Here is a 25,365-nt window from a genome sequence, read left to right as displayed (position 1 = left end):
GACCCGGACCCATGACCCACAACGCCCCTTTCCCCACGATCGCGCCCCCGAAGACGTCGATCCTCGACACGATCGGCAACACGCCGCTTGTACGCATCAACCGGCTCGCCCCCGACCACGTCGAACTCTTCGTCAAGCTCGAGGCCTTCAACCCGGGCGGCTCGATCAAGGACCGCTTCGCCCTTGCCGCAATCGAGGCGGCCGAAGCCAGCGGCGCCCTCAAGCCCGGCCAGACCGTGGTCGAGGCGACCTCGGGCAATACCGGGATCGGCCTCGCGCTGGTCTGTGCCGCCAAGGGCTACCCGCTCGTCGTGACCATGGCCGAAAGCTTCAGCGTCGAGCGGCGCAAGCTGATGCGCTTTCTCGGGGCGAGAGTGGTGCTGACCCCCGCTGCCCAGAAAGGCACGGGGATGCTCGCCAAGGCCGAAGAACTGGCGCGCGAACACGGCTGGTTCCTGGCTCGCCAGTTCGAGAACGAGGCCAATGCCGATATGCATTCGCGCACCACGGCGCGCGAGATCATCGACGCTTTCGGCGGCACGGGGCCTGACATCTGGGTCACCGGATTTGGCACCGGCGGCACGCTGAAGGGCGTCAGCCGCGTGCTGCGCGCGGAATGCCCCGCGACCCGGATCGTCGTGGCCGAGCCCGACAACGTGCCGATGCTGCAAAGCGGCATCCCGCAAGAGCGCGACGCCGAGGGGCGCCCGGCAAGCCACCCCTCGTTCCGCCCGCATCTGATGCAGGGCTGGTCGCCCGATTTCATCGCAAAACTGGCCGAGGATGCGGTCGCGGCCGGGTCGATCGACGCCTATCAGCCGGTCTCGGGCAATGCCGCGCTGCAAGCCGCCCGCGACCTTGCCGCGCAAGAGGGGATCTTTTGCGGTATCAGCGGCGGTGCGACCTTTGCCGCCGCGCTGGAAGCGGCCAAATCCGCGCCAGCGGGCACGAAGATCGTCGCGATGCTGCCCGATACCGGCGAACGCTACATGTCCACCGTGCTTTTTGACGAGGTCGCCGAGGAGATGAGCCCGGAAGAGGAAGAGATCGCGCGCTCGACCCCCGGCTACCGCTTCGATGTTGCCACGCCCGCTCCGGCTGCGGCGCCTTTGGCGCCCCCGAGCTGCACGCCCGAGGCGGCGCGGATGGTCGATGAGATCGTCGCGCAGAATCCGGTGGTGATGTTCGTCCTCGAATGGTGCGAATTCAGCTGGTCGGTGCGCAAGCTCTTTGCCTCGGCGGGCATTCCCTATCACGCGGTCGAACTCGACGCGGCCGCGATGCAGACGGACAATCTCGGAGGCGAGCTGCGCGCCGCGCTCGGGGTCCGCGCCGGGGTGCCGACGATCCCGCAGATCTTCGTTGGCGGAGAGCATGTGGGCGGGGCGACGGACACGTTCGACGGCTTCAGGGACGGTTCGATGAACGCGCGCCTCGCCGCGCTGGGGATCGCGTTCGACGCCAGCAAAACCGCCAATCCCTATGGCTTCCTCCCCGCCTGGATGCATCCGAGGTAACCCGAGATGGAGATGTCACGCCCCCCCTTCGATCGCGCCTCGGACGAGGTTCTCGCCAGGACCGCGCGCTATTGCCAATCCTATCGCGCCGGGCAGCGTCCGCTTGATCCGACGGCAAGCCCGCGTGAGATCCGGGACCGGTTCTGCACGCCGCTTGGCGCGCAGGGCCAGCCCGCCTCCGAGGTGATCGACGCGCTGATCGCGGCGGCGGAGCCAGGGCTTGTGGGCAGCACCGACCCGGGGTTCTTCGCATGGGTAATCGGCGGGTCGGACCTCGTGGGCGTTGCCGCCGACTGGCTGTGCAGCACCTGGGGCCAGAACGCGGCAATCTACCAATCCTCGCCCGCGGCGGCGATCGCCGAAGAGGCCGTCTCGGCCTGGCTGCTGGAGCTGCTCGAGCTACCGCGCGACAGCTCGGTCGGCCTGGTCAGCGGCGCCACCATGGCGACCTTTGTCGGGCTGGCCGCCGCGCGTGGTGAGGTGCTCGCGCGTCATGGGCATGACTATGACGCGCTAGGGCTTCAGGGCGCGCCGCTGGTGCGCATCTACCTGAGCGATGACGCGCATGTGGCCAACTATTCCGCGCTGCGCCAGCTCGGCTTTGGCGAGGCGAACCTGCATCGCCTGCCTTCTGATGCGGCGGGCCTGATGCATCCGCGCGACCTTGCCGAGGCGATGGAGGCGCATTCCGGGCCGAAGATCGTGATCGCGCAGGCGGGGCATATCAACTCGGGCGGCTTCGAGGCGCTGGCCGAGATCGCGGAACTGGCGCGCGCGCAGGATGCATGGATGCATGTCGATGGCGCCTTCGGTCTCTGGGCGCGGGCTTCGATCACGCGACGCCATCTGGCGGCGGGGGCCGAGCTTGCCGACAGCTGGTCGATTGACGGCCACAAATGGCTGCAGCTTCCCTATTCCTCGGGCTTCGCCATCGTCCGTCACCCCGACGCCCATCGCCGCGCGATGCGGATGGAGGCGGGGTATCTGAATGCCGCCGAGGAAGACGGGCGCAGCCCCTCGGCCTATGTGCCCGAACTGTCGCGCCGCGCGCAGGGCTTCGCGGCCTGGGCCGTGCTGCGTCATCTCGGGCGCAACGGCGTGGCCGAGATGGTCGAGCGCCACTGTCAGGCCGCGCGCACCCTCGCGCAAGGCATCGAGCGGCTGGACGGGCTTTGCGTGTTGAACCGGGTCGAGCTGAATCAGGTCATCGTGGGCTGCGCGCATCCCGAGGATGAGGGCCGTCAGCTGCTGCCCGCGCTCTGTGCACGGCTGAACGCCGGGCAACGCAATTTCGTGCGTACCGCGCAATGGAAGGGGCGCACCGTTCTCAGGGTCTCGGTGATTTCGAAGGGCACCGGCCCCGAACAGATCGAGGCCCTGCTGGCGGCAATCTCCGACGCCTGGCAGGACGTCGCCAGACAGGCCGAGGAACCGGCGCCGTAGCCCGCCAGTTTGCGAACCTGCGCAACCACCGTCGCGCAGGCCCATTTCAAGCGAGGCCCCGCTCAGGCGTTGAGGATGACCTTCATGGCTTTTTCGCGCGCGGCGTTTCCGAAGACCTCGTAGGCCTCCAGGATCTCGTCGAGTTTGAAGCGGTGGGTCACCAGTTTGCCGGGATTGACCTTGCCCGCGTTCAGCGTCTTGAGCAGCATCGGCGTCGTGTTTGTGCTCACGAGGCCCATCGAGATGTTGATGTTCTTGATCCAGAGCTCCTCGATATGAAGCTGAACCGGCGCACCGTGAACGCCCACGTTGGCGATATTGCCGCCGGCCGAGACGATCTTCTGGCAGATATCGAAAGTCGCGGGCACGCCCACCGCCTCGATGGCGACATCAACGCCAAGCCCGCCGGTCATCTCGAGGATCTTCGCCACCGGATCATCGGCGCCGACCTGGATCGTGTCGGTCGCGCCGAACTGCTTGGCCAGTTCAAGCCGCGCAGGGTCCATGTCGATCATCACGATGCGCCCGGGCGAATAGAACTGCGCGGTCAGGAGCACCGACATCCCCACCGGCCCCGCGCCGATGATCGCGATCGTGTCGCCCGGTTTGACATTGCCGTATTGCACGCCGATCTCGAGCCCCGTCGGCATGATGTCCGACAGCATCACCAGCGCCTCTTCGTCGGCCCCGTCCGGGATCGGGTAGAGCGAGTTGTCGCCATGCGGAATGCGCACATATTCGGCCTGCGTGCCGTCGATCAGGTGGCCCAGGATCCAGCCGCCATCCGAGCAATGCGCATAGAGCTGACGCTTGCAGTTGGCGCATTTCCCGCAGGAGGTCACGCAGGAGATCAGCACCGCATCGCCCGGCTTGAAGTTCTCCACCGCGGCGCCCACCGCCTCGACCACGCCCACGCCTTCATGGCCCAGCGTCCGGCCTGCATCGACCGTCGGCACATCGCCCTTCAGGATATGCAGGTCGGTGCCGCAGATCGTGGTCTTGGTGATCTTCACGATCACATCCGTCGGCTTCTGGATTTCGGGCTTGTCCTTGTCGGCCCAGGCCTTCTGCCCGGGGCCCTGATACACGAGTGCTTTCATGGGTCTCCTCCTCTTTGCATTCGGCGTCCGATGCGCGAGCGAACCCCTGCCCGCCGCACACCTGCCTGCGCCAGAGCCTAGCCCGGGCGCCTCAAAGAGATAGACCGTGGTATACCAAAACCCGATCGAAACCGGAAAACACCGATCCGTTTCAGAAGCAAACCCACGCCGCATCGCGGAAAGACGCCGCGACATCAACGGGGGGGGGTGACGACGGGGCTGGCGCGCGGTCAGGAACGAGCAGCCGCCAGCGTCTGCCCCGGGCTTTCCCCAAACCGCTTGCGATAGGCGGCGGTCATCGCGCCGAAATTGACATAGCCACGCGCCGAGGCAATCGAGCGGACCGTCTCGCCCCGCTCGGCCTGCAGCAAGGCACGGCGCAATCCGTCCAGCCGCTGCGCGGTCATGAAGTCATGCGGAGAGATCCCGCGAAACCGCCGGAACCCTTCGGAAAGGCTGCGCGCACTGATCTCAAGCTCGGCCGCGATCTCGGTGATGCTGAGTGCCTCGGCGGCGCGTTCGACCATGATCCGCTCAGCCTCGCGCACGTAACGCGGGGCGGCAGACCGGGCACCGGTTTCAAGGTTCAGCCCCGAATTGGCGGCCCAGTTCTGCAGCAGTTCAAGGCAGATCATCTCTTCGATCCGCCGCTCGATCAGCGGATCGCCGATGCCGTCATGGCGCGCATCGAGCGAGCGGGTCGTGTAATCGAGCAAGGACAGCCAGGCCGATTGCCCGGCGCTGAAGATCAGGCGTTTCTTCCACAGATCGTCGCCCGGAACGAAGCCGTACCAGCGCGCGGCGGTTTCCTCCATCAGCTTGTGCGGGATCGTCAGGTTGAGCTGCAGATCGCTCCCGTCCGCGACATTCCAGTAATCCGTGCGCGAGCAATCCACCACATAGCTGTCGCCGGGCCGGCTATCGACCGCGTCATTCCCCAGCAACGGGTGACGCACGCTGCCGCGCAGGGTGTTGACGACGATGATATTGCCCGAATCCGGATCGAAATCATCCGCACGCGTCGGCGTGCCAAAGCAGAACCGGCTGAACCTGATCCCGCCAACCTTCAGCATCCGGATCGTGGCATCAGGGTCGGCGCCCCGCGTCAGCGGTCGCGTCGAGAGCGGCATGTAGGTCTTGGTGCAGAAGTCGTTGACCACCTGCCAGTCGCGCGTGTCGTTGAGCTTGCCTTGCAGCAGCGTCTCGCCACGCCCATCCTCAAGGAGCGCCCTCTCAAGCATCGCCAGTTCCTCCCAGCACCGCGACCCCGCCTGCATGAACGGTCAATGCAGCCCCGCCGCTCCGCCCGAACCATGCGCGCAACATTGTGTCGCCCTGACGGAGGTCGGGCAAGCTTATTTGGCGCAGGCCCAATGTGCGCGACCGCAGGGCCCGGTTCGCGCGAATGAAAACGGCCCGGCGCAGTCTGGCCGGGCCGTTCCCAATCCTGTCTGTGCCCGCGTCAGGCGCGCGACAGCAGCGCGCCGGGACGATAGCGGGCGATCGTCTGCGTGAGCCACCCCGCCAGCGCCGCCTTGATCAGGTCGCCCGGGATGAAGGGCAGCGAGAGCATCAGCGCCTCGAACGGCCCCTTGTCGAGCACCACCATCAGCCCGACCGTGCCGCACAGATAAAGCACCACGATGCCGCCGATCACCGCCCCGATCCCGGCCGCGATCCCGACACGCAGGCTGCGCATCCGCTCGACGACAAGGCCGGTCACGAAGGCGGCCGGCAGCCAGCCGATCAGGAAGCCCACGGTCGGCGATGTGAAGACACCGAGCCCGCCGCGCCCGCCCGCGAGAACCGGCAGGCCAAGCGCCACGACACCGTGCACCACAAGCACCGCCGCCGCGCCGCGCCAGCTGCCCAGCACCGCCCCCGCCAGCATCACGCCCAGCGACTGCGCCGAGATCGGCACGCCAAAGGTCAGCGGGATCGGGGGCACAAGGCCCAGCACCGCGATCAAGGCCGCGAAAAGGATCACAAGCGTGAAGTTCCGTTCCAAGTCAGTCTTTCCCCTGTTTCCGCGGCGCCAAGCCACCGCGCGCGCGTAACGCCTCGGCCAAATGCTCCGCATCGTCAAGTAGCGAAAAGGACAATGGCGCAAGCAGGCGCGACCCCGGACGCCGCCGCGAGCGCGCCCGCCAGGCAAGGCCAAGCTGGCCGAAACGGCCCTGCAGGATCGGGATGAACCGGACCATCAGCGCGACCGACAGCGCGGGCAGCCTCGGCGAAAGGCCAAGCCGGGAAAGCGGTTGGGCCAACCACTCGATCAGCGCAATCAGCTCGGGAAGCGGCGTCGTGAGGGTCACGAAATTCGCCAGCCCCACCATCAGGAACACCCGCAGGCCAAGTGTCAGCCCAAGACGTGCCTGATCGGTCACAAGATGCCAAAGCAGGATTACCGCCACGATCCAGAACAGCGAGCGCGCGGCCCGCAGCCCCGCCGCAAGCCCCGCGCGCCCGAGGCTCGCGTAAAGCCCCACCAGCCCCACGAGCGCGAGCGCGATCACCCACGGGTCGCGCAACTGCATCGCGCCCACCATCACCACGGCCAGCCCCGCAAGCTTCACCCCGACCGGCAGCCTGTGCGCCCAGCTCGCTCCCGGCAGGGCGAGGCTCAGCATGGCGCCGCGCGCGCAAGGCGCTCCATCTCGGCGACATAGGCGGGCAGCACCTCGCCGGGCGCCCCATCCGCCACGATCCGCCCCTCGTCGAGCCAGATCACCCGGTCGAACCCGCCCAGCCGCGCCGGATCATGCGTGACCAGCACGACATTCTGCGCAAGCTCCGCGATCCGCGCCTCGATCCGCAAGGCCGCGGGGATATCGAGGCTGTTGAACGGCTCGTCAAAGAACACCCAGTCCGGGCCCATCGCCAGCACCGCCATCAGACAGACAAGCTGCCGCTGCCCCTGGCTCAGCATGTGGCAGAGCCGCTCTTCCCAGTCGGCATGGCCAAAGCGCGCAAGCATTTCCCGCGCGATCTCGCGCGCCTCGGCCTGAGGGCGCCCCTGCTGTTCGAGACCAAAGGCCAGCTCGTCGATGACGGTCGGAAAGATGATCTGATGATCGGGGTTCTGGAACAGGATCCCGACGGTCGCGAGCGCCCCCTCCCGGTCACGCACGACATCCACACCGTTCACCGAAACCCGCCCCGCCTGCGGCGCGATCAGCCCCGCCGCCAGCCGGATCAGCGAGGATTTCCCCGACCCGTTGCGCCCGACAATGCCCACCCGGCGTTCAGTCAGCCGCAGATCCAGCCCGGCAAACACCCCCTGCCCCTCGCGCGCGAGGGTGACATTCTCGATGGCGATCACCCGAAGGGGCGGCTGGGTCATGGGGGCCTCGTAGCGTTCTCCCCCTCCCTGCCCGTTTCACGCCCCCCCGTCAACGCAGGAGGCTTCTGTCCAGACCCCTCAAGAGGCCGAACCCGAGCCGCTGATCCTGCGCCTGCTGCGGCACACGGAGACCATGCCCAAGCTTACGGCGATCTTCTGCGTTGAGAGGTGAACAGATTTTCATCAGGCCGCCTCAGGCCAAATACCCACATGAGGCGCGCGACACCAAGCATCGCAACTCGCCGGATCACCCGAATATATTGATTGGTTTCTGGCGGTGCTGTCAGACGGATTCGAACTCGTCTCCACTAGGACAGTAGCGCGGCCCCTTATCCCGCGCAGAGGCCGCGCCACTCAGCTAGAGCAGCGGCGCGGTTCTTCTTGAAATTCGCTCTAGAATAGAAGCTGCGCTCCGAGTTGAAATGGTTGAAGACCGAGGCGTGGACGGCGACGAATTTCTGCAGACTTCGCATCCGCCAAAACCGCTGCATCGCGCGTTCCCGTCTTCGGAATGGCAAGTGGGAATTCTCGGCCCGGTTGTTCAGCCAACGGCCGGTTTCTTGTAGACTTACCGCGCCGATCGCCTTCAGCGCCGCGCCATAAGACCGCAGAAGATCCGTGACGATGGCCACGGGCCGACCATATCTCCGCATCGTTTTCTTCGAGAATTTCAAGGCGCTTTCTTGTCTCGCGTCTTCGTCACGAAGCTCTCGAGAACCTCACCTTCGTGATCGACCGCCCGCCAGAGGTAGTGGCGTTCGCCATTTATCTTCACAAAAACCTCGTCGAGATGCCAGCGCCACTGAGGACCGGAGCGCAGCCGTTCGACGCGTCGCGCACGGATCTCCGAGGCGAACATCGGGCCAAAACGGTTCCACCAGAAACGGACGGATTCATGGCTGATCTCGATACCGCGTTCGTGCAGCAGGTCTTCGACGTAGCGCAGCGATAGGGGAAACCGGACGTACATCATGACGGCCAGGCGAATGACTTCCGGGCTGGTCCGAAAATACTTGAATGGGGCATCTTTCGTCATCCCCAAACGCTACGAGACCACCCTGCCCCGCTCAACGGGATTCCCCCTGACAAGACCTTTCTGAGTTAATTGAAAGGTTTGGGTTTGGTCATGGGCAAACGCTAGCGCCTCCCTGTCCCCGCCTCAAGCTAGGTTTGTATGACAAGAACCGGCGGCCCGATTCACTGGGGGAGATCAGCACCATCTAGGCGCTTTCGTCCGCAAGGTGGTTGAGACCAGTCACGATCAAACCCAGCCAATGCCGCTCACGGGCGGCAAGGCAACTCTATTTAGTTGCGTCACTTTGAGCATGCACCCGCCTCATCATGAGCGTGCATTGGAACAAGGGCCACATTTTTCACGTCACTTTTTCCTGCCCCGACAGGCCATCGACAGGTTAGCGGCGTACACACTCCCCCACGCAGACGAATGGGAGGATATTCGATGCAAGTGACCGGCATGCTGACGGGTGCGCGCCTGCTAACCCATGTAGGCTTTCCGACTTCCGAAGTTTTGGGTCCAGATGCGACCGAGGATCAAATTCAGGCCCTGATCGACAAGCACAAGCTGATCTTTGTGAAGCCGTTGTTCCGTGGAGGGGTCGGCAAGAAGGGCAAGGCCGGCCTGATCGGTCGCGCACGTGACCTCAAGACTGCTCTAGCCGAGAAAGAGCGGCTCTATTTCGCCGAACACCGCCACGGCAATGCGGTCGCTAAGGCAAACGGAGTGACATTCGAAGCTGGCGTCCCAGCCGATCATGAAGTCTATTTCGCCATTACCGACGACACTCGTTTTCGCGCACCGACGATGACGATCACGCATCGCGGCGGAGTGGATATCGAAGAACTGGACAAGTCTGAAATCGCCAGCGTTCCATTCGATGCTTTGACGGGATTGAAGGCCTTTGTCGTCGCCAACGCCCTCACCAGGATCGGGGCCCCGAAGGAGATTATCTCTCCGCTCGTTCAGCATCTGCCGAAGTTGTGGGAGCTGATGCACCATTATGGCATGACCACGTTGGAGTTGAACCCGATCCGGATGCTCGCCGGAAAGGATGGCCGACTGACACCGGTGGCATGCGATTTCAAATGCGGGTTCGACCGGGATGACCCAAGGGTCGGTCGCCTCGGACTGCCGGATTACCTGTTCGCCGCAGATATCTCGGATTTCGAGCAAGAGGTGAACCAGCTTCGAACGCATCAGGGGCAGTCCGATGTCTTCGTCATCAATGACAAGGGAACGATCCTGGCCCCCACCTTTGGCGGCGGGGCGAACTCGCTCGTGACGGAGGTTCTGGGTGATTCAGCTATCATCTCATCGGATTTCGGCGGGAACCCTCCCTATGAGAAGATGAAGGCCGTTGCCTCGATCTGCTACCGCCATTTCCTGAAGCAAACCAACGTCCTTTTCATTATCGGGGGCAAGTCTAACAACACCGATATCCTGGAGACTTTCCGGGGCATGGGCGACGCGTTGCGAGAGCATTTTGCCAAGCACGGGCCAGTGCCGCTGTATGTCGTCGTAGGCCGGGGCGGGCCGAACTTGGTGCGCGGCATGGGCAATCTGGCCGACACGCTGGACAGCCTTGGTGTGCCGTATCGGTTCTTCGGCTTCGACAGCGCCATCTCTGAAGTTGTCGCCTATGCGAAACAGGTGGACCAGTGGATGCGCAGCGGCGGACGCGACGAGATCGCCCGCGCCATGAATATCAGCGCCTGAGGAGGAACGCGCCATGTATCGTCAGGGAATCGCCAGTTTGCCGTATTATCTGGGCATTGACCGTCTCGACCAAATCGCCACGCCGGAAGATCGCGTCTGCGTATTGAATATCCTCGGCGGCGAAAGCCGAACGGTAACACCCGTCAGCCATGCCTTTTCCGGGGGCAATGTCGTATTCGGCACATCGCCCGGTCGCTCTGGGCAGGTGCTGAAAACACCAGCGGGAGACATCCCGGTGTTCAATAGCGTACTCGAGGGGCTCAAGGCGGGGCACCGGTTCAACACGGGGGTCGTGTATCTGCCGCCCTCGGGCGTGCGCGACGGCGTTGCAGAACTGATCCGGGTCAATCCAGATTTGCGCAAGATCGTGATCATCACCGAAAAGATCGCCGTTCACGACGCGCGTGAGATCAGGGCGATGGCACAGGCCAATGGCGTCGACATCGTGGGCGGCAACTGTCTTGGCGTGGCGGATTCTTGGTCTCGCGTCCGTATCGGCGGCGCTCTTGGCGGCGACCATCCCGAGGAGTCGCTTCTCAAGGGGTCGGTTGCTGTCTTTTCCAACTCAGGCGGCTTTACCACCACGATCGCGCAATACATGGCCACGGCGGGCTGGGGCACGACTACGCTCATCTCATCCGGGAAGGATGTGTACATTCAATATGGCGCGCGCGACTTTGCGCATGGCTTTGCGAATGACCCCCGGTCGCGCGCCGCAGTGCTTTATGTGGAACCGGGTGGATATTACGAAAAGGATATCGACTGGTCCAAACCCGTGGTTGCCTGCGTCGTCGGGCGATGGAAGTCCAAACTCACCCGTGCGGTAGGCCATGCCGGCGCAATGGCCGGCTCCGGCGATAGTGCCGAGGACAAGGAGCGCTGGTTCATCGAGGCATTCGGGACAGACGGCGTCTTCACTGCGGAAACGCCGCACGCCTCGGCCAAGGGGGCGTTGGTAACCAACATCGCTGACATTCCTGCCGCACTGACGGCCGTCATGGCGCTGAATGACATGCAGCCCGATTTCCCGCCGCGTGGCTCGCTTGCGCTGAAACCGTGGATCGCAAACGATCAGGGTCTGCATTTACCGCCCGAAGTCGCCCTGCCCCTTGTGACAGCGCCAGACCCCTATGCGGGACAGATCACCGCTCTCTCGGACCAGATCGGCGCCGTGATTGCGCGGCAGGGAATGAAGGACAAATCCGGCGCCAGTGTCATGGATCCAAAAACTCAGGTGACCAGCGTCCATGGGCACACGGTTCTCGACCTGGCTTTGCAACCGCTGAACGCGATGTTCGCCTTGCCGCTCGTCCACGAGCTGGCCGATGCCCATGACCGTGCATTGCTCGACATCGCGGTGTCGGCTGAGGTCAACCTCGTAGGCGACCCGATCCTTGTGGCGACGGATGCTGCGCGCGATGCAGGCAATGCACCAAACGCGATCATGGCGGTCGCCGCGGCGATCACCGGCCCGCGCCGGGTCGAACGGGCCCTGGCCTGTGCACAAGCGTTGGTGGAGCTATTCGCGAAGTCCGACCTGCGTGACGGGCGCGACGAAGCTTTCGATATCTCAACCATCGCGGTGGACGACGAAACACGTAAGCTGTTTCTCGCCACTCAGGACGAGGCCGAAGACCCAAGGCCGGAGGCCATGCTGGAAGCTATGGCAGCGCGCGGCGGCCGCTCCGTCTTCCTGCGACTGCTTCAAAGCTTCGGTGAAAGACTGTCGCGAGACGCAATTCTGGCTGCGTTCACCACAACGATCGCCTGGGGACCGATGGTGCGCAAGCGGATCAGCCGCCTCACGACCGAGACGCTTCCTTGGTACCTGCGTCTTTATGGCGTCATGGTCGGGGCGACTATCCCGAAAGAGCACCATCAGTCAGGTAGCCTGTGGGGTATACCGCGCTCCGAACGCTTCCAGAACTGGACGATGGCTGACCTCTGCTGCCTTGCCATGACCGGCAAGAAACCGGGGCCGACCGAAGCGCTTTATATCCAGATCCTGATCGGGCTGTTGATATCCAACGGTCCGGGCGCGATTTCTGCCCAAGGAGCCAAGGGCGCAGTCGCGGCGGACGGGCCACAGACACCGGAACGCGTGCAGATCAACAAGGCGATGATCGGTTTCCTGACACACTCGGGCTATAGCCACGGCGGTAACGGTTTCGAGGGCATGGCCTTCCTGCTCGACCAGTTCCAAGGCTGCTCGCTGACCGACCCGACCGACCCGGCCCATGGGCTGGACCTCAAAGCGATGGCCCACAAGTTCGCCCTTAGCTACAAGGCGGAAAAACGCTACGCCAAGGAGCTAGGGCAAGAAGTTCGGGCGCTGCCGGGGGTGCATCACCCAGTCTTCAAGGGCAAACCCGAGAACTTTGACCCCCGCGAACGCTTCATCGCGCGCTTCATGGAGGAACGTGGCGAATACAACATCTTCCACGACTTCTACCGCCACCTGGTGCGCGAGTTGTTCGAGGTGGGCGCCTCACCCTATGTATTCTGCGTCAACATCGATGCGATCATCGCTGCTTTGCTTCTGTCCGTTCTCTGGAAGGACTATCAGTCGGGTGCGCTGAGTCCCCGCGATCTTGAGACCGCCGCCTTTACGGTGTTTCTGTTCGGTCGCATGATTGGCGCAGCCGCCGAGATCGACGACCATCTCAACCGGGGGCGCAACATGGACACACGAACACCAGCCGCCGCTTGTGGTCATGTGCTCTGAACTTGTCGTTTGACCAGCCTTCGGGCGAACCCGTCATTCGGACCATTGCCATGCCCGCCGACACGAACCCTTCCGGGGATATCTTCGGCGGCTGGCTTATGGCGCAGATGGACCTTGCAGCAGGAAATCTTGCTGCAAGGATAGCGCGGGGACGTTCAGCCACCATCGCGGTGGACGGCATGACCTTTCATAAACCCGTGAAAGTGGGCGATGAGGTTTCGCTTTACGCCGATCTTCTCAGTTCGGGGCGCACGTCGATGCGCATCCACGTCGTAGCCTGGAGACGCAATCGCTATGCCGAAGAAAGCGTAAAGGTGACTGACGCCACCTTCACCTTTGTCGCTCTGGATGGCGAGGGCCGACCCCGCCCAATCTCCGACCGCTGACCGGCCAGGCAGGCCCGTAACGTCAGCGGTCGAGAGACCGTTTACGCACGTTCTCCGGCTGGGGCGGGCTTGCCCGCCTCGGCGATCAGTGCCGCGAGGCGATAGAAGCCATGCACCATTTTTGAGAACGGCATCAGCAGGAACAGCACCATCACCGTCGACAGATGGATTGCCAGCAGCGGTTTGACCAAGGTCGAGCCGGTCGCGGCATAAAGTGCGAGCCCGGTGAGCGCGACCGCGCCCAGAAGCAGCACGAAAGCCATCTCTCCGCCCCAGACACGCGCAGCGCCCAGCGAGCGGTCGGCGCGCAGTTTAAGCCAGCCGAGCCCCGCGCTGCCCACCACCATCATTAGCCCGCCCGGCACACCCAGAAGCTTGGGTACAGAGATCAGCGAATAGGGGGCCTCGAGGGCGAGAACATAGTGCAGCAACGTCGCGCTGGCGGTCGAGGCGAAGCACAGCAGGAAGCCATACATCATCAGCTGGTGGTACACCCGGCGGCGGTCGCTGAAGCGGTCGCCCTTCTCGAAGTTGCAGCCTTCGCCGTGGCCGCCCGAAAGGTTCTTCATCCTTGCAGCGCTGTCAAAGGCGCTCAGCACATGGGTTAGCCGCACCCGGCCGCCGCCAACTTCGCGCCAATAATCGCGCACCGACAGCGCGATCAGCGCCAGCGGCAGCAGGAAGGCGGGGGCGAAGATCGCCACGAGAGTATTATGCGCCAGATAGGCATAGAAGCCTGCACCAGCTTCGGGGCGCAGGGCGCTCAGCGCCCAGAAGAACAGCGCCAACACAACTACCAGAAGCCCGGCCATCGCCACGCCATGCGTCTGGAACAGACTCGCGATGACCCGCGGGCGCGCAAGACGCTCCCAGCTTTCGACACGCACCTCAGCCAATGCTGCGGGGATATTCAGCGCGAACTCATGGGGCGCGGTATATTGGCAGGCGTAGTAGCAGCCGCGGCAGTTATGACACAGGTTGGCCAGTTGAGTCAGGTCGCCATCGGCAAAGGCCTTCTGCCGAGTCATCGCCGGAAAGACAGAGCAGAAGCCCTCGCAATAGCGGCAGGCGTTGCAGATCTCGATCTGGCGACGGGCCTCCTCGGTTGCAGGGAGGGTCGGGGGAGAAAGGTCAAGCGACATGGGCGGCGGCCTCCTTGCCTGCGATACGTCCAAATACAGTTCCGATGGTCATGCCGAAGCCAGCCAGATAGCCCTGACCAAGGATCGAGCCCGCCATGATCTCGCCCGCGGCCCAAAGATTGCGGATCGGGCCCTCGGCACCGTGCACCTGCGCTTGGGCATCGACCTTCAGCCCTAGATAAGTGAAGGTCACGCCGGGACGCAGCTGATAGCCGTAGAAGGGCGGCGTATCGAGTGGGCGCGCCCAGTTGGTCTTGGGCACATCCAGGCCCTCGGTCGCCAGGCCGTCCAGCTCGGTCGGGTGGAACTTGCCCGGGCGGCAGGCGGCGTTGAACCCATCGACCGTCTGGCGCACCGTCTGCGGGTCCAGGCCCATCTTCTCGGCAAGTTCCTCGATCGTGTCGGCCTTCACCGGCGGAAAGACCGAGGGCATGAACAGGTCGATCGACTTCGCGTCTATAAGAGCGAAACCCACCTGATCGGGCTGCGCCGCGACAAGACGGCCCCAAATCGCATAACGTTTGGGCCAGACATCCTCGCCCTCGTTGTAGAAGCGCTCGCCCTTCGTGTTGAGCACAATCGAGAACGGTACGCAGTCGAGCCGGGTAACGATGCCGCCGTCGTATTTCGGCGCGCGCCCGTCGATTGCGACGGCGTGGCATTGGGTCGGGTCTCCGACCTGCTCGGCACCTTGGTCGATCATGTCGCGCAACACGACGCCGCGGTTGTAGGGGGTCCCGCGGATCAGGAAGTTTCGCGCCGATGGCCCCCAAGCGCGGGCAAGCCAATCGATATCTGCCTGAAACCCGCCCGACGCCAACACGAAGGCCCGCGCCTTGACGGTTACAGGGCGACCGGCGATCTCAACTTCGAGGTGCGTGATACAGTCGCCCTCACGATGGACGTGGCTCACCAGTGCCTCGTATGCGACCTTCACGCCAAGGTCCTCGGCTGTGTTGTAATAGGCATTCACCAACGCCTTGCCGCCGCCTAGGAAAAAGGCGTTGGTGCGCGACAGGCTGAGCGTGCCCGAGAGCGACGGCTGGAACCGCACGCCATGCGCCTGCATCCAGGGCAGACACTCCTCGGATGAACGGATCGCCAGCCGGGCCAGCCCCTCATCGGTTTTGCCCTTGGTCACCAGCATCAGGTCGTGCAGGTATTCTTCTTCCTCATAGGCGTCGGTCAGCGGAAACATCGGCCCCTTGTGCATGCAACGAAAGTTGCGCGTGTGGCGGCTATTGCCGCCGCGATAGCTCTTCGGCGCGCCTTCTAGGATCAGCACACTCGCACCTGCCTCGGCTGCTGTGATCGCTGCGCACAGCGCTGCATTCCCACCGCCAACGACGGCTATATCAAATGTTTCGGGCCAATCTTTCATGCCTCGTCCTCCATCGGTAATTCGCGCCCGCGCATCCCGCGGATGCGAGCTGAGAGTGCCGCCTCGACATGCCCGCGCATCGCTGCTTCTGCGGCCGCCCCATCACGCGCAAGAAGCGCGTCAAGAACGGCACGGTGCTCTGAAACCGCCGCGATCGCGCGCTCCGGTTCTGCCAGGGTCGTGGGCCCAAGGATCAGCAGCGTCTTTTGCAACGCACTCATCGCCTTGATCAGAAAGCGGTTGCGCGCGGCCTCGATCAGCGTGCGGTGAAACACGCGGTTGACCTCGCGGGCTAGCGCGCCAGCTGGCATCTGCGCGAGCTCGTCGTTGAGCGCGACCAGCTCTGCCAGTTCGATATCCGAGGCAGCCCGCGCCGCGAGCCGCGCAGCCGTGCCTTCCAGCACCGCGCGCATCTCATAAAGCTCGACCACCTCGGCGTGATCGAGACTGCGGATCGTCGCGCCCTGCCGTGGCAGATGCGTCACCAGCCCGTCCGCCTCAAGCTGGCGGATCGCCTCGCGAACGGGGGTGCGGCTAATGCCCATCCGCTCGGCCAATTCGATTTCACGCAGCCGCGCGCCGGGACTCAGCGTGCCGTTGCGGATCTCGTCGAGCAAGCGGCGATAGGCGCTTTGGCCTTGCGGGATTTCGGTGTCGTCGGCCATGTTTTGACCCTCTTGCGATTCCTGTATCCAAATGTATACATTTGTATTCAAATATACGCAAGGAGGTTTGAGATGCCTTTGATCCCAATGCGCGGAACGTCTACCCGACGGCTTGCCACACTTGCGCTTGCGCTGACCGGGGTGGGGTTCTTTCACCTACTGAGCCTGCCGCTGCCGTTTCTTTTCGGGCCGATGACCGCCTGCCTGCTTGCGGCGCTCGCGGGAATGCCGCTGAAAGGCATGGGTGCAATCTCGGTGTTGGCCCGCACGATTCTGGGAGTCGCTGTTGGGGCCTCGATCACGCCCGAGGTGGTTGGACGCATTCCGCAGATGATGGGCAGCGTGGCGTTGGTGCCGGTCTACGTCGTGCTGATCGGGCTGGTGGGCGTGCCATTCTTCCGCCGCCTCGGCTACGATCCGGTAACCTCTTGGTATGCGGCCATGCCGGGCGGGTTGCAGGATATGGTGATCTTCGGCACCGAAGCTGGGGGCGATGGTCGCGCGCTGGCGTTGATTCATGCCACGCGGGTTCTGGTGATCGTGACGCTTGCGCCGATGATCCTGACCGGTCTTTACGGCGCGGGGCTGACCGGAGCCGTAGGCGCCCCGGCGCGCGATCTACCCCTGCAAGAACTGGCGCTGATGGCTCTCGCGGCGGTCGCGGGCTGGAAGGGGGCGGAGCGCATCGGAATGTTCGGCGCCTCGATTCTGGGGCCGATGATCGTGACGGCCGCACTTTCGCTGACGGGGTTGATCCACACGCGCCCGCCCGCCGAGGCGATCTGGGCCGCGCAGCTTTTCATCGGACTTGGGATCGGTGTGCAGTACGTTGGCGTCACCCTGCGCGAGATGCGCAGCTTCATCTTGTCGGGGCTGGCCTTCGTGACACTGCTTGCGGTTATGGCAGCGGCCTTCACCGAGATCGTCACACTGAGCGGCCTTGCCCATCCGATCGAGGGGTTTCTGGCCTTCGCCCCGGGAGGGCAGGCGGAAATGACCGTGCTGGCCCTGGTGGCGGGGGCGGACCTGGGCTTCGTGATCCTGCATCACCTGACGCGGATCGTGGTGGTAATCATGGGTGCGCCGGTTGCGGCCCGATTGCTTGGCGTCAAGCGCCCGCAGAAGTGACCAGATTGATCGGTCGCCCGACCGCGAAGGCATTAACCTGATCAAAGACATCGGCGAATTGCAGATCGAATTCTTGCTCGGTCACGAAGCCTATGTGGGGCGTCGCGATAACGCGCGGATGCGATAACAGCGGATCGGCCGGATCCGTCAAAGGCTCACGATCAAACACATCGAGCGCCGCGATTTCAGGCCGCCCCGCGTTGAGCGCCGCCAAAAGAGCGCCGGGCGCGATGAGCCCCGCGCGCGCGGTGTTCACCAAAATCGAGCGCGGCGGCATCTGCGCCAGATCGTCGGCGGTCACGATACCCTGCGTTTCGGGGCAAAGCCGCAGATGCAGCGTCAGGATCTCGGATCGGGCAAAGAATTCCGCGCGACTGGCGGGCACCTCGCCTCCCGCGGCAGCGGCCCGGGCGCGCCCGGTCTCCGACCCCCACCAGATCACCCTTGCGCCAAAGGCCCGGGCATAGTCCGCAACCAGCTGCCCGATCCGGCCGTGGCCGTAGATGCCGATCGTCTTGCCGTGCAGGCTGCGGCCCACGCCGGTTTGCCAAAGCCCGGCTTTCGCATTGGCCATCTGCCGCGGCAGGTCGCGCAGCGCCACGAGGATCAGCGCCCATGTCAATTCCGCGGCCGCGTGGTTGGGGGCCTCGGCGGGTTTGCGGCTGGCGAAGGCCACACCGCGCGCCGCGCAGGCCCCAACATCGACATGCGGCCACGCCCCCCGCCCCGAGATCAGCCGCAGCTTCGGCAGCTCCGCCAAGAGATCGGTGGTGATCCGGGTGCGTTCGCGAAACAGGCAGATCGCCTCGGCCTCGCGCAAGCGCTCGGCAAGCGCGGGGCCCTCGGCATGATCGGTCCAGACCGTGACGTCATGCGCGGCCAGACGTGCGAAACACGGGAGGTTCCGTAAGGTATCGGACCAGTCGTCGAGGATATGAACCTTCACTTGCCGCTCCAGACTGCCTCGGGCACCATCAGCTCGCCGCGGGCCAAAAGGCGCGCGGTGCGTAGGAGGCCCGCCGATTTCAGCGTGAAGCCCGCGGGGCCGGTCTCGTAATCCACAGTCACGTCGATCGCGCCGCCGGGATGCTCGATCAGCACCAACGCAGGAGTGCCCTCGGGCGGGCAGAACAGCCCCTCGGCGACAGTCCCGGGCGTCAGAACGCAGGACGCCAGGCACTGCGCCCCGGTCACCGCCATCGTCGGATGGCAGTTCCACGGCATGAAATAGCGCGCGCAGATCGTGCCCCCGTTGCGCGGCGGCGCCAGCAGCGCGAATTTTGGTGTGACCGATTGCGACACATCGCCCAGCCCCATCCGCCGCCCGGCCTCGCGCCGAATGGGCTCCATCCGGGCATAGAAGTCGCGGTTCGCGTCCAGTTCTTCGACGGACTCATAGCCGCTCAGGCCGAAATCGGCGGCGCGCGCGATGGCAATCGGCATCGCTACATCCATGCAGGTTACCTCGATCCCGTCGATCATATCGCGCAATGCGCCGGTGGGCAGCAGCGCCCCGGTGGCCGAGCCCACCACATCCATGAAGTTCAGATAGATCGGCGCTGCGGTGCCCGGCACGCCGTCGATCGCGGCCTCACCTGCGTAATCGACCTGTCCGCCCGGCGTGCGCACCACGGCCTCGACCTTGGCACCGGTATTGACCGAGCGGATACGAACTCGCGTCACCTCACCTTGCGGTGCGATCAGGCCCATTTCGAGCGCAGCGGGACCCACGCCCGACAGGATGTTTCCGCAGGTCGGTTTGAAATCGACCAGTCGGTCCTCGACGCTCACCTGTGCAAAGAAATAGTCGATGTCGCAATCGTTGGTGTCCGAGCGCGACAACATCGCCACCTTGGTGGTCACCGCGGCGCCGCCACCGATACCGTCGATGTTGAGCTTGTGCCCCGATCCCACTGCCGCGACCAGCACGCGGGCAAGCGTCTCGCTGTCCTCGGGCAGGTCCTCGCGCCGGAAATAGGGGCCGCGCGAGGTGCCGCCGCGAAAGAAATGAAAGGGAATTGCGGTCTGCGACATGCTCGCCTCCTGCAGATGAATGGAGAGGGCCCGCGCGATCCGCGCGGGCCCATGAAGCTCAGCGGAAGGGCCAGGGAAGCTCGATGGAGTCCTGCAGAAGCCCCGTCGGGAAGTTGAGCGAGAGCGCCCATGCCAGCGTCAGGATGAAGCCCGCGCAACCGATGGTCATGAGGGCAACGGCGAGCAGGCCTGCCTTAGCGCGCACCCACAGGAACACCGGGAAGAAAACCAGCAACGCGGCATAGAAGCCGATCAGCGCGGTCAAGCCGACCAGACCTGCGATCCAGGCAAGGCCACCCCAGAGGTTTCCTATGCCCTCTTGCCCGACATGATCCCCGGTCAGCTCTGCGTCAAAATGAGCGTGATGACCGATTTTTCCGCGTACCAGCTGGGGCATTAGGATCGCGAGCATCACAAGCCCGACGACTGAGACAGACAACGGGAAGATCTGCCCCAGGAAATCGTGCCGGAGCGAGTCATTCAGAGCCACCAGCAGCAGCCCCGCCATCGCGGCCGCAAAGACGATTTGCGGCAAGTGCGCCTTGAACGACGGAACGTCCGGAGCGTCGTCTTCATTGGGCACGACATGGCCATGCTCATCGACACGGTTGCGCAGTCCAAAGAACACCGAGGCGAGCGTCATCAGCCCGATGATGATGACGCCGGGGCGGCCAAGGAAGGACCAGCTATTGAATTGTAGCGCCTGATAAAAGTAGGTCTCGGCCTGCGGGGCAAGCACATAGCCGATCAGCAGCGCCGGGCGCGGCCAGCCGAAGCGCTTCATCAGAACGCCGAGCACACCGAGCGACAGCAGCGCGACCAGATCCGCAAGCGAGCGCGTCGCCTGGAAGGCAGCGAAGCAGATAAGCACGATCATGAACGGCGCAAGACGCTGGAACGGGATCTGCGTGAGCCGCGAGATCGGGATAGCGAGTGCAAGGCAGATCCCGGCCCCCATCACGTTGGCCAGCGCCAGCGACCAGACCACCGAATAAGTGATGTTCAGATCCGCGCCGACCATCGACGGCCCGGGCTGAATGCCCAGCAGCACCATACCGCCCAGGAACACCGCCATCGCGCCCGAACCGGGGATGCCAAACAGCATGGTTGGCAGCAGCGCCCCGCCCTGCATAGCGTTGTTGGCGCTTTCCGGCGCAATCACGCCGCGGATATCGCCCTTGCCGAATTTCGGATCCTTCTTGACGGTTTGCACCGCGTGGCCGTAGGCGATCCAATCCACCACCGATCCACCAAGACCAGGAATTGCGCCGATGATGCAGCCAATTCCAGCGCAACGCATAGATAGCCAGATATTTTTCCACCAATCGCGGAAGCCCTGAAACCAACCCGAACCAAGTGCGTTACCCGAGGCAATTGCCGAATTCTTGCGCAGGAGGTCAGCGATCTCGGGAATGGCAAAGAAACCAAGGCCGACGATTACCAGCGGGATACCGTCATACAGATACTCGAGCCCGAAGATCATGCGGAACTCGCCCGTCGCGGGCGCGCCCCCGATCGAGCCGATAACCAACCCGATGCAACAGGCGGCCAGACCCTTGGCAAGGCTGCGCCCGGCCAGAACCGCCACCATCGACAGGCCGAAAAGCGAAAGCATGAACAGCTCGGCCGACGCGAAGGACAGAATTATCGGTCGCGCGATGACCACGAAACCGGTCAGCACCACCGCGCCGAATATCCCCCCCGCCATCGATGAGATGAACGCTGCAGAGAGCGCGCGGGCGGCTTGCCCCTCGCGCGCCAGCGGGAAGCCGTCGAGCACCGTCGCCTGACTCGCCGAGGATCCGGGAATCCCCATCAGCACCGATGAGAAGGTATCGGAGGTGGGGATAACCGCCACCAGACCAATCAGCATTGCAAGCGCCGCAGTCTCCTCCATTCCGTAGAGGAATGGCATCAGAAGCGATAGGCCAGCAATCCCGCCCAGGCCGGGAATGACACCGATCATCAGTCCGACCCCGACACCGACAAACATATAGGCGAGGTGTTGAAACGTTAGGAGCGCTGAGAGCGCAGACAAAAGGGTATCGACCACGGTAGGAACCTCCCGTGTTGGTCGCTGATGCGACAGGTCTTGGTGGTGTGAAGGAAGATGCGGCGGGCGCCGGATCAGACGCCCGCCGAAATAGGGGCTAGAGGATCATTACTCGCCCAGCTTGACGCCGTACTCGGCGGCGAGCATGCCGGTGACCTGCGCACGGATCTCCGGGGTGATGGTCGTACCCTTTTCGAAGAGCGCTTGCGCCAGCACGCCGGTCACCTGACCATAGGCGCCCAGAACCGTGTCCGCGTTCGCCTGATAGTCGGGATCGGCCTTCATGTCCTCGAACGCCTTCTGGTAGGCATCCACGATTTCGTCCGGCGTCTCGCCCGGCAGGAACACCATTTTCTGCGCTGGGAAGCCCGCCGTGAAGAAGGCGAAATACGCATCGTACTCAGGACCCGAGGGCGCGGCGCCGGTCAGCGTCTCATAGGCTTCAACGAACGAAGGCAGGTCGGGGAAGGTGGGATCTCGCACCACCTCGCCCGCCTCATTCAGGACGCCCCAGCTGAAAAGGGGAACTGCCTGTCCGGCATCGACCAACGGCTGGACGCTCTTGAGATAAGCCGACGAGGTCTGGTAGTCGATATTCACCTCGCCACGCTCAAAGGCCAGACGGCCGTCACCGCGTCCCTTGAAGCCGAACACGTGCTGCACGTCGAAATCCATCAGGCGGAAACCCAGCAGCGGCACGAGGTCGAGCGAGGTCGCGCCTTGGCTAGCGTATACGAGGTTCTTGTCCTTCAACATCGCGATGTCTTCGGGACCGTTCAAGCCCAGCGAGGGCGAAGTGTAGACAACACCACCGGTGGGGCTGGCCATGGCGATCTTCCAGTCCTTGTATTCGTAACGCACCCGCGGATCGCCCAATAGATAGGGAAACTGCGTCGAACCCGAGGTTCCGAGGATCGTAAGCCCGTCGGGCTTAGCGCGCGCCGCAAACAGGTTCGTACCCTTGGTCGACCCGCCGCCCGGTTCGTTCACCACGACAACGACAGGGTTGCCTGGGAGGTATTTCGACAAAAGCGGCGCATTGAACCGCGCCCAAGTGTCCGAGCCGCCACCCGCCGAGAAGGGAATGATCCACTCGACCGTCTTCCCCGAAAAGTTCGCTTCAGCCGCGGCAGGGCCAGCGACCCCAAGCGCCATCGCGCCCACAGCGAGCCCGAGCGCCACACGGCGCGTGATGTTGAAGTTAGTGTTCATCAAATCCTCCCAAATTTCCTAGGCACGCCATTTCGCTCTTCTCGGGTGATATGGCGTGTTGCCGTTCTTGATTTCTCCTCCCAAGATCGGCTTGATGAAGACATTAACCTGCGTTCCTGTCCAAAACCTGTCCGGAGACTAAAAAGGCGTCTGATGCACATCATCTTGGTGGAGGATAATCTGAACCTTGCTAAAGGCATCGAGAATGCCTTGAAAGATCAGGGACATGCGGTGGACCATCTGGATGACGGCCTGGCGGCGGACAGCTTCTTGACAAAAAACACTGCGGACGTCGCCGTGATCGACGTAAATCTGCCTGGACTGTCGGGGATCGAGATCATCCGACGGCTGCGCGGGCGAAGCGACACGATCCCGGTGTTGATTCTGACCGCGCGGGGCAAGACTTCGGAGCGGGTCGAAGGTCTGGATGCCGGGGCCGACGATTACCTGGTCAAGCCTTTCGACATGCAGGAACTCGTAGCCCGCCTCCGCGCGCTGGCCCGGCGACGTCCGCAGATAGCGCCCGAGCACGAAACGGTTGGACAGCTAGTTTATGACCGCGTGCAACGCACACTCCAGCATCATGGTAGCCTCATCGACCTGCCAAGGCGGGAACTTGCGCTATTTGAGTTTCTGCTCAAACATCGCGGAAGGCTGATGGAAAAGGATCAGATCGCAGATGCCCTTTACGGAACCGGCGCACCAGTCGAAGCCAATGCAGTAGAGCTCCTAATCTCACGTTTGCGCCGAAAGATCGAAGGATGCGGCGCAACAATCCGCACAGCACGCGGCCTCGGCTATATGCTGGACGCAGATTGATGCTACGCCAGTTGTCGTTACGGGGAAGGTTGTTTCTACTATTGATCTTGCCGCTGATGGCCGTCGCAGCAGCAGCATCCCTCGCGCGGTATCAGGCGGCCATCCAACTTTCCCGCGAGCTCTATGACAACACTCTGCTTGCGGTAGCGCTGACGATTTCGCGCGATGTTGTGATCTCCGAAGGCGATGTACTGACTGAAAAGCTCCTTGAAGAACTGACCTCGGCCCTCGGCGATCCAGTTTACTACCGGATCACCGGCCCGAGTAACAGCTTCGTCACAGGTTATTCTGATCCGCCAGAGATGCCCGAAGGCTCACGCCCTTCAGCCGGTGAGCCCTTCTTCTTCGACAGCGTATCCTTGGGCAAACCAGTTCGGGCAGTGGTTTTGCAGGAGTTCATAAGCGAACCGCAGTTTGGCGGATGGGTGACGGTCGAAGTCTGGCAAACAGTGACTCAGCGATACGCGCTGTCTCGCGAACTCGTTATCCAGTCATCCTTGCTACTCGGGTCTGTGATCATGACAGCCGCTTTGATTTTGTGGTTCGGGATCCAGCTGGGACTAAAACCGCTCTTGGACCTACGCGATGCGATCGGTCAGCGCTCGCCCGACGACCTGCGTCCGATCCGCCGCTGGGTTCCGCCAGAACTGCGCCCGCTTGTTAAGACGACGAATTCGCTATTCGAGCGATTGGCGCGCGCCTTCGCCCTGCGCGATGGGTTCATCTCGGATGCAGCACATCAGATGCGTAACCCTGTTGCCGCGATGCAAAGTCAGGCTGAGGCCGCAATGAGCGCCCCAGACGAGACGGAGCTGCGCGCACGCATCGCTGGCCTCGCGCAAAGTGCGCGCGATACCGGCCGGCTGACCTCACAACTGCTATCGCTCGAACGCGTAAGGGGTCGCAGCCTGAAGGAGTTTCATCGGCCGGTCGACATGCTCACGGTGGTCCGCGAGCGCGTCCGCGCCTTCGCTGAGGCGCAATTGCCACGCGATGTCGAGGTAACCTTCTCGGTTAGAGGCACGCCCCGGCCAGTCGATTGCGACACGATCCTGATTGAGGAAATGGTGGAGAACTTGCTAGACAATGCAGCCAAGTATGCCCTGCACCCCGGGGGCACCTTGAATGTCTTAGTCGCATTCGAACCGAGCTCTGTCAGTCTGCAGTTCGAGGACGACGGTCCGGGTGTCCCGTTCGCGCAACGCGAGCGAATATTCGACCGGTTCCTCAGGCTCGGCTCGGACCATTCGGGGGGATGTGGCCTCGGGCTCGCAATTGTCAGAGATGCGGCCCTTGCCCACGACGGCGAAGCGCGCTGCGTGGGGGATGGACCGGGCGCCGTCTTTGAAGTCATATTGCGACGCTAGCGGACGACTCTCTATTACCTATGCTAGGATAAATCGAAGCAATTTCAAATTGTTCACACATTTATCGACTTCCCTCCAACTCAGGCGACGCAACCTTAACAGGGTTCGGCAAAAGGACTCTGTCGTGGCAATACTTGGATTAGGAAGCAACGAAAGACTGCTTGAGGTGCCCCTAGATTTGTAGACGCTTTTCCGAGAACCGGGTCGCCCGGCTGGCTGGCATTGCCGGCATCATGGCACAGGTCGGCTACAAGCGCCGCCCCGGTCGCTATGGCGGGAAGCCCGCTGTCGTCGCGTCCAACACCCTGGATCGGCA

Annotated in this window: 20 protein-coding genes and 3 pseudogenes; 10 read left to right on the top strand and 13 right to left on the bottom strand. The window is 63.4% G+C overall.

Features of this window, described 5'->3' with window-relative positions; translation table 11 throughout:
- Positions 1–11: 11 nt before the first annotated feature.
- The 3 genes and pseudogenes from CLN94_RS02390 to CLN94_RS02385 all read left to right on the top strand — a co-directional run.
- Positions 12–1,073, top strand: a pseudogene (locus tag CLN94_RS02390) (PLP-dependent cysteine synthase family protein); the annotation flags it as partial.
- A gap of 72 nt (positions 1,074–1,145) precedes the next feature.
- Positions 1,146–1,517, top strand: a complete 372-nt coding sequence (locus CLN94_RS14080; protein ID WP_342744524.1) for a glutaredoxin domain-containing protein — start codon at positions 1,146–1,148, stop codon at positions 1,515–1,517.
- Between the two features lie 12 nt (positions 1,518–1,529).
- Complete coding sequence (locus tag CLN94_RS02385) at positions 1,530–2,960, top strand: pyridoxal phosphate-dependent decarboxylase family protein (protein ID WP_179300208.1); 1,431 nt, start codon at positions 1,530–1,532, stop codon at positions 2,958–2,960.
- A 62-nt stretch (positions 2,961–3,022) separates the two neighbouring features.
- Here the strand turns inward: CLN94_RS02385 and CLN94_RS02380 are convergent, their stop codons facing one another.
- From CLN94_RS02380 to CLN94_RS02355, 6 genes and pseudogenes are all read right to left on the bottom strand, one after another.
- Positions 3,023–4,060 (bottom strand): zinc-dependent alcohol dehydrogenase family protein, encoded by a 1,038-nt coding sequence (locus CLN94_RS02380; RefSeq protein ID WP_096430774.1) that lies wholly within the window; start codon positions 4,058–4,060, stop codon positions 3,023–3,025.
- Between the two features lie 230 nt (positions 4,061–4,290).
- Positions 4,291–5,301 carry an AraC family transcriptional regulator gene (locus tag CLN94_RS02375; RefSeq protein ID WP_096431427.1) on the bottom strand — a complete coding sequence of 337 codons (1,011 nt, stop codon included), beginning with the start codon at positions 5,299–5,301 and terminating at the stop codon, positions 4,291–4,293.
- Between the two features lie 221 nt (positions 5,302–5,522).
- The gene (locus CLN94_RS02370) at positions 5,523–6,068 is read right to left on the bottom strand and encodes a biotin transporter BioY (RefSeq protein WP_096430772.1); all 546 of its coding nucleotides are present in this window, start codon (positions 6,066–6,068) and stop codon (positions 5,523–5,525) included.
- A 1-nt stretch (position 6,069) separates the two neighbouring features.
- Entirely contained in the window at positions 6,070–6,690 is a 621-nt protein-coding gene (locus CLN94_RS02365; RefSeq protein WP_096430770.1) for an energy-coupling factor transporter transmembrane component T family protein, read from the bottom strand.
- A complete protein-coding gene (locus tag CLN94_RS02360; RefSeq protein WP_096430768.1) occupies positions 6,684–7,403 on the bottom strand; it encodes an energy-coupling factor ABC transporter ATP-binding protein in 720 nt (239 codons plus the stop codon). Before CLN94_RS02360 ends, CLN94_RS02365 begins: the two co-directional genes overlap by 7 nt.
- Positions 7,404–7,732: 329 nt before the next feature.
- Positions 7,733–8,439: pseudogene (locus CLN94_RS02355) on the bottom strand (IS6 family transposase).
- Positions 8,440–8,862: 423 nt separating this feature from the next.
- Between CLN94_RS02355 and CLN94_RS02350 the strand changes: the two are divergent.
- Genes CLN94_RS02350 through CLN94_RS02340 form a run of 3 tightly spaced genes read left to right on the top strand, consistent with a single transcriptional unit; the run spans position 8,863 to position 13,248 of the window.
- Positions 8,863–10,137 (top strand): ATP citrate lyase citrate-binding domain-containing protein, encoded by a 1,275-nt coding sequence (locus CLN94_RS02350; RefSeq protein WP_096430766.1) that lies wholly within the window; start codon positions 8,863–8,865, stop codon positions 10,135–10,137.
- 13 nt (positions 10,138–10,150) lie between these two features.
- Entirely contained in the window at positions 10,151–12,862 is a 2,712-nt protein-coding gene (locus tag CLN94_RS02345) for a CoA-binding protein (protein ID WP_096430764.1), read from the top strand.
- 50 nt (positions 12,863–12,912) lie between these two features.
- A complete protein-coding gene (locus tag CLN94_RS02340) occupies positions 12,913–13,248 on the top strand; it encodes an acyl-CoA thioesterase (RefSeq protein WP_096431425.1) in 336 nt (111 codons plus the stop codon).
- 41 nt (positions 13,249–13,289) lie between these two features.
- Here CLN94_RS02340 and tcuB read toward each other — a convergent pair whose 3' ends face one another.
- The 3 genes from tcuB to CLN94_RS02325 are packed head-to-tail and all read right to left on the bottom strand — an operon-like array spanning position 13,290 to position 16,436.
- The gene (gene tcuB / locus CLN94_RS02335) at positions 13,290–14,390 is read right to left on the bottom strand and encodes a tricarballylate utilization 4Fe-4S protein TcuB (RefSeq protein ID WP_096430761.1); all 1,101 of its coding nucleotides are present in this window, start codon (positions 14,388–14,390) and stop codon (positions 13,290–13,292) included.
- Positions 14,380–15,771 (bottom strand): FAD-dependent tricarballylate dehydrogenase TcuA, encoded by a 1,392-nt coding sequence (tcuA, locus tag CLN94_RS02330; protein WP_096430759.1) that lies wholly within the window; start codon positions 15,769–15,771, stop codon positions 14,380–14,382. Before tcuA ends, tcuB begins: the two co-directional genes overlap by 11 nt.
- Complete coding sequence (locus tag CLN94_RS02325; RefSeq protein WP_096430757.1) at positions 15,768–16,436, bottom strand: GntR family transcriptional regulator; 669 nt, start codon at positions 16,434–16,436, stop codon at positions 15,768–15,770. Before CLN94_RS02325 ends, tcuA begins: the two co-directional genes overlap by 4 nt.
- A gap of 72 nt (positions 16,437–16,508) precedes the next feature.
- On the opposite strand from CLN94_RS02325, the gene CLN94_RS02320 reads away from it, so the two are divergent.
- Positions 16,509–17,564, top strand: coding sequence for an AbrB family transcriptional regulator (locus CLN94_RS02320; protein WP_245845039.1), 1,056 nt, complete (start codon positions 16,509–16,511; stop codon positions 17,562–17,564).
- Here the strand turns inward: CLN94_RS02320 and CLN94_RS02315 are convergent.
- The 4 genes from CLN94_RS02315 to CLN94_RS02300 all read right to left on the bottom strand — a co-directional run bounded on the left by CLN94_RS02315 (position 17,545) and on the right by CLN94_RS02300 (position 22,863).
- On the bottom strand, positions 17,545–18,510 hold the full coding sequence (locus CLN94_RS02315; RefSeq protein WP_096430753.1) for a D-2-hydroxyacid dehydrogenase family protein: 966 nt from the start codon (positions 18,508–18,510) through the stop codon (positions 17,545–17,547). The genes CLN94_RS02320 and CLN94_RS02315 overlap by 20 nt on opposite strands.
- Positions 18,507–19,598: a 4-oxalomesaconate tautomerase gene (locus CLN94_RS02310; RefSeq protein ID WP_096430751.1), complete on the bottom strand. Its 1,092-nt coding sequence runs from the start codon at positions 19,596–19,598 to the stop codon at positions 18,507–18,509. Before CLN94_RS02310 ends, CLN94_RS02315 begins: the two co-directional genes overlap by 4 nt.
- A gap of 58 nt (positions 19,599–19,656) precedes the next feature.
- Positions 19,657–21,591 carry a tripartite tricarboxylate transporter permease gene (locus tag CLN94_RS02305; protein ID WP_425439438.1) on the bottom strand — a complete coding sequence of 645 codons (1,935 nt, stop codon included), beginning with the start codon at positions 21,589–21,591 and terminating at the stop codon, positions 19,657–19,659.
- Positions 21,592–21,759: 168 nt separating this feature from the next.
- On the bottom strand, positions 21,760–22,863 hold the full coding sequence (locus CLN94_RS02300) for a Bug family tripartite tricarboxylate transporter substrate binding protein (protein WP_096430747.1): 1,104 nt from the start codon (positions 22,861–22,863) through the stop codon (positions 21,760–21,762).
- Between the two features lie 153 nt (positions 22,864–23,016).
- On the opposite strand from CLN94_RS02300, the gene CLN94_RS02295 reads away from it, so the two are divergent.
- From CLN94_RS02295 to CLN94_RS02285, 3 genes and pseudogenes are all read left to right on the top strand, one after another.
- The gene (locus CLN94_RS02295) at positions 23,017–23,682 is read left to right on the top strand and encodes a response regulator transcription factor (RefSeq protein WP_096430745.1); all 666 of its coding nucleotides are present in this window, start codon (positions 23,017–23,019) and stop codon (positions 23,680–23,682) included.
- The gene (locus CLN94_RS02290; RefSeq protein WP_096430743.1) at positions 23,682–25,049 is read left to right on the top strand and encodes a sensor histidine kinase; all 1,368 of its coding nucleotides are present in this window, start codon (positions 23,682–23,684) and stop codon (positions 25,047–25,049) included. The genes CLN94_RS02295 and CLN94_RS02290 overlap by 1 nt, the downstream gene beginning before the upstream one ends.
- Before the next feature lie 197 nt (positions 25,050–25,246).
- Positions 25,247–25,365: pseudogene (locus CLN94_RS02285) on the top strand (IS3 family transposase); the annotation flags it as partial.

Source organism: Pseudothioclava arenosa (assembly GCF_002358085.1).
Lineage (GTDB): Bacteria > Pseudomonadota > Alphaproteobacteria > Rhodobacterales > Rhodobacteraceae > Pseudothioclava > Pseudothioclava arenosa.
Note: the sequence above shows the minus strand (reverse complement) of the source record. Positions and strands in the feature narration are given on the sequence as shown.

Bases quoted from the DNA above. Each gene is read 5' to 3' on its own strand.
- CLN94_RS14080 (WP_342744524.1), top strand. From the start codon at position 1,146: ATGGTCGATGAGATCGTCGCGCAGAATCCGGTGGTGATGTTCGTCCTC.
- CLN94_RS02385 (WP_179300208.1), top strand. From the start codon at position 1,530: ATGTCACGCCCCCCCTTCGATCGCGCCTCGGACGAGGTTCTCGCCAGG.
- CLN94_RS02380 (WP_096430774.1), bottom strand. From the start codon at position 4,060: ATGAAAGCACTCGTGTATCAGGGCCCCGGGCAGAAGGCCTGGGCCGAC.
- CLN94_RS02375 (WP_096431427.1), bottom strand. From the start codon at position 5,301: ATGCTTGAGAGGGCGCTCCTTGAGGATGGGCGTGGCGAGACGCTGCTG.
- CLN94_RS02365 (WP_096430770.1), bottom strand. From the start codon at position 6,690: ATGCTGAGCCTCGCCCTGCCGGGAGCGAGCTGGGCGCACAGGCTGCCG.
- CLN94_RS02360 (WP_096430768.1), bottom strand. From the start codon at position 7,403: ATGACCCAGCCGCCCCTTCGGGTGATCGCCATCGAGAATGTCACCCTC.
- CLN94_RS02350 (WP_096430766.1), top strand. From the start codon at position 8,863: ATGCAAGTGACCGGCATGCTGACGGGTGCGCGCCTGCTAACCCATGTA.
- CLN94_RS02345 (WP_096430764.1), top strand. From the start codon at position 10,151: ATGTATCGTCAGGGAATCGCCAGTTTGCCGTATTATCTGGGCATTGAC.
- CLN94_RS02340 (WP_096431425.1), top strand. From the start codon at position 12,913: ATGCCCGCCGACACGAACCCTTCCGGGGATATCTTCGGCGGCTGGCTT.
- tcuB (WP_096430761.1), bottom strand. From the start codon at position 14,390: ATGTCGCTTGACCTTTCTCCCCCGACCCTCCCTGCAACCGAGGAGGCC.
- tcuA (WP_096430759.1), bottom strand. From the start codon at position 15,771: ATGAAAGATTGGCCCGAAACATTTGATATAGCCGTCGTTGGCGGTGGG.
- CLN94_RS02325 (WP_096430757.1), bottom strand. From the start codon at position 16,436: ATGGCCGACGACACCGAAATCCCGCAAGGCCAAAGCGCCTATCGCCGC.
- CLN94_RS02320 (WP_245845039.1), top strand. From the start codon at position 16,509: ATGCCTTTGATCCCAATGCGCGGAACGTCTACCCGACGGCTTGCCACA.
- CLN94_RS02310 (WP_096430751.1), bottom strand. From the start codon at position 19,598: ATGTCGCAGACCGCAATTCCCTTTCATTTCTTTCGCGGCGGCACCTCG.
- CLN94_RS02305 (WP_425439438.1), bottom strand. From the start codon at position 21,591: ATGTTTGTCGGTGTCGGGGTCGGACTGATGATCGGTGTCATTCCCGGC.
- CLN94_RS02300 (WP_096430747.1), bottom strand. From the start codon at position 22,863: ATGAACACTAACTTCAACATCACGCGCCGTGTGGCGCTCGGGCTCGCT.
- CLN94_RS02295 (WP_096430745.1), top strand. From the start codon at position 23,017: ATGCACATCATCTTGGTGGAGGATAATCTGAACCTTGCTAAAGGCATC.
- CLN94_RS02290 (WP_096430743.1), top strand. From the start codon at position 23,682: ATGCTACGCCAGTTGTCGTTACGGGGAAGGTTGTTTCTACTATTGATC.